This window comes from Paenibacillus turicensis (assembly GCF_017873435.1).
Lineage (GTDB): Bacteria > Bacillota > Bacilli > Paenibacillales > Paenibacillaceae > Fontibacillus > Fontibacillus turicensis.
This window is the reverse complement of record NZ_JAGGKG010000009.1, coordinates 59,737-74,594: the sequence shown is the minus strand read 5'-3', so window position 1 is coordinate 74,594 and position 14,858 is coordinate 59,737. Positions and strand designations below refer to the sequence as shown.

At 39.0% G+C, this 14,858-nt stretch carries 13 protein-coding genes; all 13 read right to left on the bottom strand.

The features are described from left to right. Window positions 1–31 precede the first annotated feature (31 nt). Window positions 32–832, bottom strand: coding sequence for a sporulation protein YunB (gene yunB, locus J2Z32_RS10950; RefSeq protein WP_210089199.1), 801 nt, complete (start codon window positions 830–832; stop codon window positions 32–34). Between the two features lie 130 nt (window positions 833–962). Continuing rightward, window positions 963–3,137: an ATP-dependent helicase gene (locus J2Z32_RS10945; protein WP_210089291.1), complete on the bottom strand. Its 2,175-nt coding sequence runs from the start codon at window positions 3,135–3,137 to the stop codon at window positions 963–965. Window positions 3,138–3,240: 103 nt separating this feature from the next. Further along, on the bottom strand, window positions 3,241–3,876 hold the full coding sequence (locus tag J2Z32_RS10940) for a beta/alpha barrel domain-containing protein (protein WP_210089198.1): 636 nt from the start codon (window positions 3,874–3,876) through the stop codon (window positions 3,241–3,243). Between the two features lie 30 nt (window positions 3,877–3,906). After that, window positions 3,907–4,785 (bottom strand): 4-hydroxy-tetrahydrodipicolinate synthase, encoded by an 879-nt coding sequence (dapA, locus tag J2Z32_RS10935; protein ID WP_210089197.1) that lies wholly within the window; start codon window positions 4,783–4,785, stop codon window positions 3,907–3,909. A gap of 79 nt (window positions 4,786–4,864) precedes the next feature. Beyond that, a complete protein-coding gene (locus J2Z32_RS10930; RefSeq protein ID WP_210089196.1) occupies window positions 4,865–5,464 on the bottom strand; it encodes a KpsF/GutQ family sugar-phosphate isomerase in 600 nt (199 codons plus the stop codon). A gap of 143 nt (window positions 5,465–5,607) precedes the next feature. Continuing rightward, window positions 5,608–6,879: a PTS ascorbate transporter subunit IIC gene (locus tag J2Z32_RS10925; protein ID WP_210089195.1), complete on the bottom strand. Its 1,272-nt coding sequence runs from the start codon at window positions 6,877–6,879 to the stop codon at window positions 5,608–5,610. Window positions 6,880–6,914: 35 nt separating this feature from the next. Continuing rightward, window positions 6,915–7,202, bottom strand: a complete 288-nt coding sequence (locus J2Z32_RS10920; protein WP_210089194.1) for a PTS sugar transporter subunit IIB — start codon at window positions 7,200–7,202, stop codon at window positions 6,915–6,917. Window positions 7,203–7,215: 13 nt separating this feature from the next. Next, the gene (locus J2Z32_RS10915; RefSeq protein ID WP_210089193.1) at window positions 7,216–9,300 is read right to left on the bottom strand and encodes a BglG family transcription antiterminator; all 2,085 of its coding nucleotides are present in this window, start codon (window positions 9,298–9,300) and stop codon (window positions 7,216–7,218) included. Between the two features lie 425 nt (window positions 9,301–9,725). Beyond that, on the bottom strand, window positions 9,726–11,063 hold the full coding sequence (locus J2Z32_RS10910) for a hypothetical protein (protein ID WP_210089192.1): 1,338 nt from the start codon (window positions 11,061–11,063) through the stop codon (window positions 9,726–9,728). A gap of 195 nt (window positions 11,064–11,258) precedes the next feature. Then, window positions 11,259–12,080, bottom strand: a complete 822-nt coding sequence (gene nadE, locus J2Z32_RS10905) for an ammonia-dependent NAD(+) synthetase (protein ID WP_210089191.1) — start codon at window positions 12,078–12,080, stop codon at window positions 11,259–11,261. 26 nt (window positions 12,081–12,106) lie between these two features. Beyond that, window positions 12,107–12,724, bottom strand: a complete 618-nt coding sequence (nadD, locus tag J2Z32_RS10900) for a nicotinate (nicotinamide) nucleotide adenylyltransferase (RefSeq protein WP_210089190.1) — start codon at window positions 12,722–12,724, stop codon at window positions 12,107–12,109. Window positions 12,725–12,741: 17 nt separating this feature from the next. Beyond that, complete coding sequence (locus J2Z32_RS10895) at window positions 12,742–14,232, bottom strand: nicotinate phosphoribosyltransferase (RefSeq protein WP_210089189.1); 1,491 nt, start codon at window positions 14,230–14,232, stop codon at window positions 12,742–12,744. An 18-nt stretch (window positions 14,233–14,250) separates the two neighbouring features. After that, window positions 14,251–14,844, bottom strand: a complete 594-nt coding sequence (locus tag J2Z32_RS10890) for a cysteine hydrolase family protein (RefSeq protein ID WP_210089188.1) — start codon at window positions 14,842–14,844, stop codon at window positions 14,251–14,253. Between the last annotated feature and the right edge of the window lie 14 nt (window positions 14,845–14,858).

Genomic DNA, 14,858 nt, shown 5'->3' with positions numbered 1-14,858 from the left:
ATTCTTCGTATTAAAGTTACCAATCATACGTTTAATGAGTAGTTGATTTGGTTTGGGGAACCTCATTTGTGCCTGAACTACTGCCACTCTCTCCACTTTTTTCGCTTTTGTCAGTTTGCGCTAGTGGTAAAGCAATGGTTGGTGCTCCTGCCCCATTATTGCCAACGGGATTCCCTTTATTGTCATAATAATACATCGGAACATCACCAACAACTAGCAAATAAGAAATCGGAATCTCCGTTTCAACTGACTCTGCCCCCATATCAAAAGGAACAACAACAGCTAACTCTGTTTTCACTCGTAAGTAGACCTCAACTAAAATCATATTGATCCCAGCGTCCTGCCGTCTTGTGTTTAAATCAACCTTCACGTCCCCTTGTGGCTCAATTTTGATCGGGATATTGGGTCCAAAGGAAGCAATCAAAGGACTGCCTAATGCTTGCCCAAGCGGGATATGCTCTGATAATTTGGATACATCCTCTAATGTCTTGCGCACCGTTTTAATCGTATCTGAAGTAATGCGCATATGTGCAGAATAGTTCAGCATAAAACCATTAATTTTGCCCGAGCTATCTTCCTTCCAATCAATCAGGTCGGCGATAGCTGCTTGGTTGGCTACCTGCGCCATAATAGCATCACTAATTGATTTTGTGGCAATTTGCTTCACGCGAATATTGGCTAAATGCTTAATTGGCTCCTTCATATTACGTTCCACGTAACCGATAAATTGAAAAATAAATAAAATAAAAACAGCACTAATTATGAGCCACAGCTTACGTCTACTTACACGAGATCGTCTCTTCCGACTATGCCAGCCTCTTCTAAATCTCATCCCCATGCCCCCTTGATGGCGGTTCATCATCTATACAAGTTATGCATAGCAAGGACAAAAAAGAAGAAAACCCTACCCCATTTCTCACAGCACATTGATGTAGCATGCATTGGAGTAATTTCAATTATCTTTACATCTTTTCAAGCAAGCCTAGCTCAAGACAAAGCGCTAAAGACAATGTTTTTTGTACCGTCCCAAAGTTCACCTTAATATAATCATGGTCGATGGAAATGAGTGTGCCCATGCCAAACTCTCGATGGTTCACGTGCGTTCCTAGAGCTAGCTCTTCACGATGATGGATTAAGCCTTGCGTATCCACAGCTGGACGAATTTCCCCGCCCCCATGCTGAGTGCAATATTGTTTTACACTCGTCATAAATATGGACTCCGCAATTTTGCGGTTCTCCTTAGTCGTATAACTGATTAGCTCCAAATGTGATTTCGCTCTAGTCATTCCAACATAAAATAAACGAGCCGCCTCTTCTATTGTAGATATCCCGCTTCCCTTTTTCCCCGTATCATGTGCTGAGGGAATAACACCATCAATAAGATCAATCATATACACTCGTTCAAACTCCAAACCCTTTGCGCTATGAAAAGTAGAAAAGGTGACTGCTCCAGCATGGGGATGGAACCTCGATTGCTTCATTAACAGTTCTAATTCCTTTAAGCGATTCGCAAAGGCCACCATCGTATCAAGTGGTTCTGCGATTTCTGCTAATGTGTCCAAAATTCCTATTAAGTTTTCTGCGTTAAAGCCTAGACGCTCACTCATTCGTAAAATTGCCTTCTCATACCCTAACCGTTCCCGAATCACTGCGATGGCATGAACAGGAGGCATGTCCTTCATTTGCGTTAACACGTCTCTTACCTCTTCAAGCTGCTTACGTTGGTAGTCCTTCAGCTCCATTTTCGATAATAACGTCTCAAACACAGACTCACCTTGGTTTAGCAACGTCAGTTGCTTCATTTGAGCCTTCGTAAGGTAACCATTAATTTTCATATAAATTTGTTCAAAAATATCAACCCGTTTGTCCGTGAATGTCATCCGCATTAAATTTAAAATATCACTTACAACCCAATGTGAGAAAAATTTAAAGTCGCCATCCTTGGCATAAAAAGGAATGCCTGCACGTTCAAACTGGTTCATGAGCAAAATAGAACTATTATGATTCCGATATAAGACAGCAACCTCGGCGTAATCTCCATTTGCACTATACTGCTGTATTTCTTCAATTAAATAATTGAGCTGATGATAAGCATCTTGACATGTCTTGAGCACAATTTGCTCGCCTACCTCGTTATGTGTAAACATACTTTTATCATAACGTTCTTTATTTCGCTTAATAAACACATTTGCCGCTTGAACAATCGTAGAGGTAGAACGATAATTTTGCTCCATAAATAAAACGTTACAATCGGGGAATTTCTTTTTAAACTGCAACAAATAAGAAGGCTCCGCCCCTCGCCAGCTATAAATCGACTGATCATCGTCCCCAACGACACATAAATTGTGATGCTCCTTCACCAACTGCTCAATAATTGCATATTGCAATAACGATGTATCTTGGCTTTCATCTGTCAGCACATAATCATGTCTAACTTGATATTTATGCAAAAGCACGGGATTCTCTTCTAGTGCATTATAGGCAACCACCAGCATATCATCATAATCCAGCAACAGGGTTGAATGCTGCTCTTGCTTATAATGCTCGTACGCCTTCATCACCTCGAATGCATGAGGAATATTACATTTTACCGTTGCCCACTGGGACATAGGCAGCATTTTGTTTTTTACATAGCTAATGAAGGTGGTTAACTCCTCCATCTGATCCTCTGTTAAATTCTCTTCCGTCATCTCAAAATAAAGCTGTCTAAGGATCATCAATTTGTTAGGCGCATGACTATATTCCTTTTCGTCCATTCTGCCTTCAATCAGCGTGTAGGCTTTACGTTGTTCATATAAATAGTCACGTACAATTTCATAAGCTAGGCTATGAATCGTGGAGAAGCTTGCTGTAGGCAACGTAGGAAAAAACCGTTGAAATCGTTCCTGCATATGGGTAGCCGCCGCTCTACTAAAGGTTATTGCCTTAATCCGATTAGCAGGAATATGGCAAGCTTCAATAAGGAAGCCAATTTTCATTATTAATGTCATTGTTTTCCCTGAACCTGGCGTAGCAAGCAACAACATTGGACCTTCGGTATGTAACACCGCCTGCCGCTGAACTTCATTTAATGCTACGCCTGCTTCATGCTCTAATACTAGCAATTGCTGTGCCTTCGTTATCGTTGGTACATTCATACTATATATAAATCCTTTCAGTTGTTTAACCACATAAAAAAACCTCCAACAGCCTATGCTTCATAACATAAGTGTTGAAGGTTTAATTATATACGATTTTATGTTACATTGCTGCTCTTGTTGCTTTAATAATATCAGTGATTTTTCTAGCATTTTCTGTAATTTCAGCCTTGGAGCCTTTTGTTAACAATCCACCCAAGCCTACAGAATCTACGCCATTTTTAATCCATTCAGCTAAGTTGTCTAATGTTACGCCACCAGAAGCCATAACAGGCATATAAGGCATTGGAGTTTTTACAACGTTAACTAAAGATGGGCCATAGAAGTTAGAAATCGGGAATGCTTTTACAAATGAAGCACCTAATTCCAACGCTTGAACCATTTCAGATACAGTTGTACAGCCAGGTCCATAAGGAATACGGTAACGATTACACATTACAGCTACCTCGCTGCTCAAAGTAGGAGCAATAATAAATTTAGCGCCTGCTAAAATAGCTAAACGTGCTGTTTCGCTATCAAGCACTGTTCCTGCCCCAACTAAAATTTGATCCTTAAATTTATCGTTAATCGCTTTGATTACTTCACCAGCGTTTGGAAGTGTGTAGCTAATTTCTAGTACATCTACGCCACCTTCAAGACAAGCTTCTGCAATTTCAAGACCACGTTCGATGGTTTCTACTCTAACGATGGCCATTGCACCAGTTTCAATAATTCTTTTCTCTACGTCTGGTTTAATCATAATGGTACCTCCACTAATAAAAATTTTGTATTATAGCTTGTAATAGCTAAGCATTTCTTTGATTTTACCTACAGCCTCGTCTTCTAAGGCAGCAACAGGGAAACGCGCAGGACCTACTGGAATACCTGTTAATTCAACAGATTTTTTCAACACGGACGGAATGGTTCCTAGTTTTAATACAGCTCTTAGCTCTTCAATATCATCTTGTGCTTTTTGAGCAGCCTCTAGGTCGCCATTTACATAGTTCTCATAAATAGATACATCAAGCGCTGTGATCAAGTTCGCAGTTGCGGCAATTGCACCTGTAGCACCGATTTTCAAAGCTTTTAAAATTAAGGAGTCGGAACCAGACAACACGACAAAATCTTGTCCTTTTGCAGCTTCGATATAGCCTTCAATATTTTCAAGCTTACCGCTGCTGTCTTTAATGCCGATAATATTGCTCACTTTTGCAAGCTCTCTAACTGTCTCTATCTCTATATTGTTGCCTGTCATTTTAGGAATGTTGTACAAAATAATTGGCGTTTTTACAGAAGCCGCAACAGCTTTATAATGTGCAACTAGCTCTGCTTGTGTAAGAGGGACAAAATGAGGTGTAATCATGGACAATGCATCTGCGCCAAGCTTCTCCATTTTTTGAGACAAAGCAATGACTTCACTTGTGCTGTTGCCTCCTGCACCTACATACACAGGGACTCTTTTGTTTACTGTATCAATAACGATTTTAGCAAAAGAAACCTTTTCTTCTTCAGTTAAAACATGGAATTCACCATTTGTACCAAGAATAAAGATTCCACTTACGCCATCTTTAATTAGCTTCTCAATAAGTTGCTTCGTTGCTGCTTCATTAATCTTCTGATTTTCATCAAAAGGGGTAACCATTGCGGCAATAATTCCTTTTACTTCCATGATTTCATCCTCCTAGCAATTTGCAAATATACAATATCAAGATTTCGATTTACAATCTGTATTTCTGTAATTTAACGATTTAAGCTGTTGTAATTGATTTGCCTAAAGCGCCACCTGGATGCCATTTCACATACTTTTCAGGAGTCAAATTTCTTTCCTCTTGAAGCATGACACTCAAGCTTTGTAAAGCGATAATTTCAGCAACGATAGACGCACGTGGTGGTTTGTTTAATGTATCGCCTTCCAATTTAACACCTGCATGAAGAAAAACATCACCCTCGTTAGCTAACCAAGAGTTTTTATTACCTGTTACGGAAATAATTTTAGCTCCGTTATTTTTCAACGTCTGAACTGTTGCTTTTAATTCCTCAGTTTCTCCACTGTTCGAAATCGCAATTACAACATCGCCTGGAACAACTTGACCTGCAGAACCATGTACCGCTTCTGTTCCATGAAGCTCATAGGTTGGTGTTCCCGTTGATGATAAAAGTGAAGCAATATAACCAGCAACATGTCCCGGTTTACCGATTCCTGTTACATGAACTCGATTGTGATTTTTTTCTGCTTCGAGAATAAGATCACGTGCTTGCTTAATTGGCGCTTCATCAATAGAGCTAATATAAGCCTTAATTTCATCTTCTAAAATATTCAAAAAGTTAGGTAAAGTTTGTTCAGCCATAGGAGCCTCCAAGTAGTCTTTTTTTGTCATTATCTGTGGTCTAAGCTAGAGACAATAATGGATACGTAATGGAATCCCCTGTGAGTCAAATAGACTTACAGGGGACTAATGATTTTGTTATTAAAGATATAGTTTCGCTTTAATTACAACGGTTTAATGAATTGTAGGATGCTATGCAAGATTGTTCCGAATACGTTATAGTCGATGTTCGGGAACGTTGCACCTTCGATACCTAATGTTCCGTATACTGGATACAAAATAGTTGGTAAGAATGCAAGCAATAAACCAACTACGAAGGAACCAGCTACCGCACCTCTCCAACCACCTGTGGAGTTACCGAATACCGCCGCTGTACCACCTGAGAAGAAACAGATATGTGCAGCTGGGATAATAACTACAGGGAACACGCTAGGGAAGGACGCCATAACTACAATCGCTAGCAAACCAGCAGTGTAAGCAGAAATGAAGCCTACAATAACTGCGTTTGGTGCATAAGGGAATACAGTTGGAACGTCTAATGCTGGGCGAGAACCTGGGATATATTTCTCGGAAATAACTACGAATGCAGCTGTAATTTCAGCCAAGAACATACGTACACCAGTCATCAATACGGACATACCTGCAACAAATGTAAATGCTTGTACAAGCGGGAATACTAACCAGTGTTGTGTACCAGCAAGCTCTTGTGTAAACGCTTGACCTGCTTTAAGTGTTGCTACATAGAACAAGATTAACATTACAATCGCAAGACCCATCAAGAAGTCTCTGAAGATGGAAAGCCATTTCGGGAATTTGATGGATTCAGTTGTTTTATCTTCATATTTACTGAAGAGTTTACCGATATAACCAGACAAACCATAACCAAGCATGTTGAAGTGACCAATTGCTTGCTCGTCTCCACCTGTCATTTTACGCATAAACGGTTGACAGAATTGTGGAAGCGCTGCGGACAAGAATCCAAGTAATGTACCACTTACAAGAATCGTTGTAGTACGGTCAAAGCCATGCGCACTCATAATCAATACCAATACGCAAGAGAAGAATAAACTGTGACCTGTTGTAAAGAAGATGTTTTTAAACTTGGTAATACGTGCAAACACTAAGTTTAATACGAAACCAAGAATCAAAGTAAGTGAAACCTCAAAGCCATATGTGCTTTGTGCAAGTGCTGTCGCTGCTTCTGGAGAAGCGATAACCCCTGTAATTCCAAAGCCATATTGGAACAACTTGTTGAAGTTTTGTAAAGCACCGGTCATTGCACCAGCACCGATACCAAAAATCAAGAACCCGATCAGTGTTTTGGAAGCCCCGGTAAACACTTCTGTTGCGGATTTCTTTTGTAGCACTAAACCGATAAAGGCTACGACACCCAATAATACCGCAGGTGTACTAAGTAAACTAATGATGAAATTCACAAACAATCCCCCTTGCTTAATTTATGTTTAAGTAATTAATTTCCCTTCGAAGCAAGGAATTTTTCCATTGCTGCTTTAATCTCGTTGCGGTCGATAATATTGTTAATTCCGATAATATCGATTTTTAGACCTTTGCTTGAAAGTTCTTCTGCAACGTCGATCAATGTAACAACAGCGTCACCGTTAAAGCCGTTTAAAGCATCTAGTGATCCGTGTTCTACTTCGATTGGAAAATTATTTTCCTTAATAACCTGTTGTGTTTTGATTTTCAACATCAAACTTGAACCTACCCCAGCTCTACAAGCAACTAAAACTTTATACATAATATGTTCCTCCTTATAATTCCTGCGCTTTAATGAAATCAACGACTTCACTAGCATCAGTTGCGTTATCTAAAATTTTGTAAAACTCGTCCATCTCTAGCAGCTCTGCAAGCTCAGACATTGCACGCAAGTGACTGCTGCTATCTACCGCACTTAAAGTAAATACGTATTTAACTGGGTCGTTTTCTCTGTGACCAAATTCAATCGGATTTTCTAAAGTTGCGACGCCGATAGCAATTTCTTTGGTTCCCATCTTGGGTCTAGCATGTGGTAATGCCACATGTTTTGAGATGACGATGTATGGACCGGATGCTTTTGCTGACTCCACCATTGCATCAACATATCCCGGCGTAACTTTGTCATTCTCAACTAGCGCAGAAGCGGATAGTCTAATTGCTTCCTCCCAGTTTTTAGCTGGCACTTTTAGCTTCACCAGTTTTTCATCGACGAGATCATTCAGCATGGGATCTTCTACTCCTTTATCCTTAAAATTCTCTATTTGTGTAAAATAGGATAACAGTTCATTGGCAAGCATAGTTTCTGAAGTGACGCTGGCATGTCTTTTTATAATGGTCATCACTTCATCAATTTTGGGCTGTCTAAAAAATAGATCACCAAGCAAAATATATACTTCCCGAGTAATTTTGTACTTCTCTTTTGGAGTCATTACAGGACTGACTTTAACTATTGGAACATCTATTTTTAAACTTTCCGCTTTGTAATTTGTTGTAAATACGACATCTACCGAATCCGCAAAATTTTCTAGCTCCGAAAACTCAAGTGGTGGCAAAATATGCAGTTCTGGAAATAAATTTATAAGTTCTGCATAAAGAATCGCTGAGCTACCAACGCCATTAGAACATACAATTAATGCCTTCTTTTTCTGCAAAAGATCAAATTCTTTTTTGTTAGAAAAAACCGAGGCAAAATGCATGGTCAGATAAGCTAATTCTTCCTCTTGAATTTCTTCGCCAAACAAACTGACAAAATCTTTAGTGGCGTTATTTACAATGCGATATACCATCCGGTATTCTTCCTTCACCTTGTCACGAAGCGGATTGTAAATAGGAAGCTTAAATAATAGTCTGTAGTAAGCTGGTCTGAAATGAGAATAAAGCTGCTTAAATATTTTTTCTTGGTTGATGAAATAAACACCACTCAAATATTCAAATTTACTCATCATTTTAAGTACAATTTCTGATATAACCTCGCGATCCATTGTAGCCTCTTCATTGTCTCCAACAGAGATACCTAGAATCCATGCACTGATGTACATCACATCATGAGGTTTTATCCATTCGTTGTTATCGTCATACACCGCCAACAACTCTTCTGCGAACTTGTACTCCTTCATCGAAGGCATGACCGCAACACTTGGTATATCTATACATGCTACTGCTCCGTTATTTTTAGAAAACATACGTGCCTTCATAAAAATGAAAATATAGATAAACTCTACTAGGCGATCCTCGACAAAAGTAATTTCATGTTTTTTGATGAGATTCAAGATGATTTTCTTTGATTCCTCAAAGCTATCCAATTTGTATTCTTCAATAAAAATGTCGAATACTCTCGAATTTTCTTCTGCAGCAAGACCATCAATAATTTTTTGAATCAGTACACGTCTGATCTCCATCTCCGAGCCAACCAAGTAATAACCATGAATCCGGTTATTTTTGATGACGACTCCTTTTCGCTCAAGAATTTGAACGAGGTCTTTGAAGTCAAGGTTTACTGTGGAACGACTAACCTTCAAAGAATCAATGAAATGATTAAGTGAAACATCATCCATGTTAATAAAAAGCATCAAATACATGTATTGAATTCGTTCCGCTTTGCTCAAATAATACGTATTTTTAGAATACTTTTGTTCAAGGATATCTTTGATTGCGTCCTTTGTCTGCTTAGGAATAATGGTGTCCTTTTGAGAACCTAGGGATATTAGAGGCACCTTATACGCCTGTAATAAAGCGTTGATTTTTCCCAGTCTGTAAGCAACCTGCCTCTTCGTAGAATGAGTTTCATCTTGCAACCCTTTTGTTGTTACAACAGTGCTGTTCAACAAAATACGAAGAATGGATTCGATCTCCTTATCCATGTGCCGTCCCTCCTTCCTGTCCAATCATGCTGCATCCCTGAGCTTCGTTTCATCCCCTCCTTGACCTTATTGTATGAGAGATATATAACGCTTTCAATTAGAATTGGGTCCAACTTTTGTACTACGACGGGACAAAAATTGAATTCATATATCAAAGAACTACGGCTATTCAAAATTCAGTATGCCCCCCTTCTAAATTGTGTATCCACATTTTAGGTCTGTTTTGACTACAAATACGCATAATGCGATCGATGTCGAATTATATCGAATAATGTCAGTTTATGCAATGATCATGCGGGAAATAAGAGTTTAGGGAGGGTAAAAAACGAAGGAAATGAGCGCTGAGAAAACAATAAAAAAGACACACCATTTAGATGTGTCTCAGGTCATATTTTCAATAATTTAATTCATTACTTTATAATTATTTAAATACTATTCAAGCTTATAATGTCACCTGAATCGGCATCCACACAATGTTCACAATCTAGTTTTGCACATAAAACATATCTCTTTTCTTGTTGATTCCATACGTAAGTAGGGGTTAGTGTTAAATATGGATATAACAACGATATAGCCTCCATTAGGTTGTATTTTAAATTAAAGCCTTGTGGCACTTCTTCTGTTACTTCTTGTGTTGTCTGAGGTAACTCCAACAACTCTAACCACTTAGTACGATCAATATAATTTATAACCTTTAATGTTACGCGATCAAGGATAGCCACGATTTTCCCATCCCCATTTTGCTCTTTTAACAGAATACCTTCAATATAGTTGTTTTTACGTCTTAATGAGCCTAAATGCCATAAACCAGATTCTTTAGGATATAAAGCAGTGCATAGTGCTGTGATCTCAGCAATACACATCTGTTCCTCTTCCTTAGTAATTGGCTGTAAATCAGGATGCTTTTCTTTATTAAGTGCTTGTTCTATTGTGACTTCATACTCAAAGGAAAGTGGAGAGGTTGTAGGCAGTGGCTTAATCTGTTGCTTTGTCCAAATTAAAGGTAAGTTTAACTGTAATCGCTCTGTTGTTTCACCTTCAAACAAAAAAGGGTAGGTAATAGCACCATCATTATTATTACGAACCCAGATTTCCTCGATCCCGTATACTTGACGATGGTTGCGCTGTGCTTGTTCTCTTTGCTCTCCCAACCGTTTGTCCACAGATTGTCCTATAGGCAAGGCAATAAGTTTTACTTGCTTCGCGATAAGCTGTTTTATCTTTGGTAAGGCAAGCGTAAATTCCTCAATCAAAATTTCATCTTGGGCGGGGATATCTCCATAACAGCTAAACATGACTAATTTACAGCTTTGGTCCCATTTAATCTGAACCGATACTCCTAAAATATTAATTTCGTTAATACAGGCCTGTAGAACAACAGAATCTGTGGATAAATGTTTAATTTTATACAGCTTACCTATTTCATTCATAAACTGAACCATGTATTGCACATCATTTCTGCTCAAAGCTTCAACATCAATGTAAGGACCTTGTGCAAAGGAAACTCCACCGACAAAAATAGTAGACTTCAGTGCTCCAGTATGGAAGTCCACCTCTACAACACAAGTTCCTGGTGGATTCCCTTCTTCTATATTAATATCTCCTACCGAACGAGAACGTGGAAACCAAATAAGGTTAAGTAAATAACTTGTTTCCTGTTTGATGGTTATCTCTCTGTGAAGAGTATAGGAGTCAAAACGGTATTTATCTAAACCAAACAAATCTTCAATGCTAGCGATATAGGATTGTATTTTTGGATGCATTAGCTCTCCCCTTGTAATGTAGTTATGTAACGAACAATATTTAAGTTAAAAAAGCTCAAACACGATATATCAGTAAAAACCTTGGTCTGATAAGTATATCTACACTATAAATCGTAGCTTGCTTTTGCTAAAAAAACAAATAGGGCTGTAGCCTCTTACTGCCACAACCCTAATTTTTGATCTAATAAACTTGCTTTATTTTTTCCACCAAGCATCAAATGGTGTTGCCGGAAGCTCACGTTTATGAGTTGTCACAAGGTAACGACGTTCAATGTTGGCTTTTGCCTCTTCTGCAACCGGTTGCCCTGTTAAATATTGATCCAAAATTTCATAAGATAACCCAAGCTCTGTTTCATCCGCTTGTTGTGGCTTATTATCAAGTAAATCAGCAGTAGGTACTTTCAAGTATAAATGTTCCTCCGCACCTAAAGCCTTTAACAGCGCTCGACCTTGCCCTTTTGTTAGTCCGGTCAGTGGCAGAACATCAGCTCCGCCATCACCATATTTAGTGAAAAAACCTGTAATTGCTTCAGCAGCATGATCTGTACCTACCACTAAGCTTCCACGTTCTCCTGCAATCGCATATTGCGCAATCATCCGCATTCTCGCTTTTACATTTCCTTTATGATAATCAGATAATGGCTCAGCGTTACTGTCATTATAAGTACCAGTAAATGCAGTCACACTTGCTCCAATATTAAACACCAAAGATTCATCTGGCTTAATAAAAGCTAATGCAGCTTGTGCATCATCCTCATCATGTTGCGTACCATGCGGCAAGCGTACGGCATAGAAGGTTGCTTCATAACCTTCAGCCCGCAGGCCTTCAACGGCAAGCTGCGACAATCTGCCTGCTAACGTAGAATCCTGCCCACCACTAATGCCTAACACTAATCCCTTTGCACCTGCAGACTTTACATATTCCTGCAAAAAAGTAATACGTGCTTTAAGCTCAGACTCAACATCGATGACTGGCTTTACATTTAAACTACGAATAATTTCATCTTGTAGGCTCATGCTCCATCCATCCTTTATATATATTTTTAAGCTAAATAAAGCTGGTGCTGAATGATATATTGGTAACATGACTCAGGCATTAAATATCTAGGTTCACCCCCACGTCGGAATTCCTCTCGGATATAGGTTGAACTAATCTCCATTGCTAACCCTTTATCGATTAGATGGAACGTATGCCCATCATCTGCATTTCGTAAAATCGGAGATTTACTAATCGCAGCTAACATATTAATGCCATCCCTTGCCATTACAATAAACTTATTTTCTTGAATCAGCTCTTCGGACTTTTTCCATTTGCCTTCGCCGATATCCAGCAGCAAATCCGCACCCATAATAAAATAAATTTCATCATTAGGATATTCATGTTTGAAATGCTCTAACGTCAAATACGTAGCAATTTCCCATGCAGGTTGATCCATTTCATAGCGATCCGCCACAAACTTATCATTCCCATGGATGGCTAGCTCAATCATTTTCCAGCGATGCTCATCTGAGATCGTTAACATTTTGTCTGTTCGTTTACTAGAGCAGGGTAAAAAAATAACTTGATCAAGCTTACAACGATGTGCGATTGTACTCGCTGTCCATAAATGAACGTTCGTAATTGGATCAAAGGATGAACCGTAGATACCGATTTTGCCCATTGTTACTTACACCTCTCCTATGCTTGCAAGCTTGCATTTACCTTTTCACGTACAGCTTCAATTAGCTTCATCTTGTTATTCCAGCATTGCTGGCTAAGGTTAACAGGATACTCAGCAGGATTCAGCATCCGTTTATACTCATCCCATAATACGTCTAGGTTTCCACGTGCAAAGCTTTGAATTTCTGTTAGCTCAGGCAGTTTATATACAAGCTTCCCTTCCAAAAATACAGGAATCTGTAGCTCCACGGCCTCAAAATCAGTCACAAATTTCGCGATATACGTATGCACAGGATGGAACATTTTCAGCTTTTGTTCTACTTGTGGGTTTTCATTAGCAAGTGCTATATAGTCGCCTTCAGACTTACCATTATTTCGGTTAATAATACGATATACCTTTTTAATACCTGGTGTCGATATTTTTTCTGGATTTGCACTAATTTTTATTGTATCTACCATTGTTTCATATTCATTTTCAATCGAGATGAGCTTATACACCGCACCGAGTGCAGGTTGATCATAGGCAGTAATTAGCTTCGTCCCTACGCCCCATACATCGATTTTAGCGCCTTGCGCCTTAAGGTTCATAATTGTATATTCATCTAAATCATTAGAAGCATAAATTTTTGCATTATTAAATCCTGCAGCATCTAGCATTTTACGTGCTTCCTTAGATAAATACGCAAGGTCACCACTGTCTAGACGAATACCACGGAAGTTAATTTTGTCGCCAAATTGTTGTGCCACTTTAATGGCATTAGGTACCCCTGATTTTAGCGTATCATACGTATCCACGAGGAATACACAATCCTGATGGTACTCAGCGTATTTGCTGAATGCCAAATATTCATCCTGATAAGCCTGCACAAAGGAATGCGCATGAGTCCCAGACACTGGAATGTCAAATAACTTCCCTGCTCTTACATTTGAGGTTGCATCAAAGCCCCCGATAAATGCTGCGCGTGTTCCCCAAATTGCCGCGTCCATTTCCTGCGCACGTCTCGTACCAAACTCCATACTCACACCGTCACCAATTACTTGCTTAATTCGTGCTGCTTTGGTAGCGATCAACGTCTGATAATTGATAATATTTAAAACGGCAGTTTCGATTAATTGCGCCTCAGCTAGCGGAGCTTCCACGCGTAAAATAGGGACATTTGCGAACACAAGCTCACCTTCACGTAAGCTGTACACATTGCCTGTAAAAGTAAGTTGCTTCAAATAATCCAAATAATCTTGTTGATAGCCTTCTTCTTTTAAATAAGCAATATCACTCTCGGTAAATTTAAAATCATGCAAATAACGAATCACTCGCTCTAAGCCTGCAAATATCGCATATCCATTTTGAAACGGCAATTTACGAAAATACACCTCAAAGATCGCCTTGCGCTCATGAATCCCGTCTCTAAAATAACCCTCAGCCATATTAATTTGATAACGATCGGTATGAAGTGCCAAGCTATCGTCATTATACTTACCTTGTGGTAGTTCTACTTCAGAAATTTTCATCTTGGTTGCTCCTTCTTCTTATCTAATTTCAGCACCTAATGAGCCTTTAAAATGGCGCAGTGACCATAAATGACCTTCTGCATCAAAGCTAGCAATCGCTTTTTCATGGATTACGATCTCAAAGCCTTTATTATAAGCATCTACTGCGGTATGCAATACACAAATATCACTACATACGCCAACTAAATGAAGTACCTCGATTTTCCGCTCACGTAATCTCAGCTCTAAATCCGTCCCAGCAAATGCGCTGTATCTTGTCTTATCCATCCAATACACTTGTTCATTATTACGATTAGCATCATACACTGCTTGTAATTCACCATATAAATGACGTCCACTTGTGCCTGCAATATTATGAGGAGGGAATAATTTTGTTTCTGGGTGTAACACGTCCCCCTCTTTATGCAAATCAATCGCAAATACAACATAATCGCCTTGAGCGATAAATTGTTTTGTTATATCAACAATTGCTTGCTCAATGTCCTGACCTGGCTGACCACACGTTAACGCACCCTCTGTTGCAACAAAATCATTTGTATAATCAATGTTAATAAGTGCTTGTCTTTTTGCTAAGTTAGAACTGTTAAGGTTGTTATTCGCATTATTGTTCACAATGATTCCTCCTC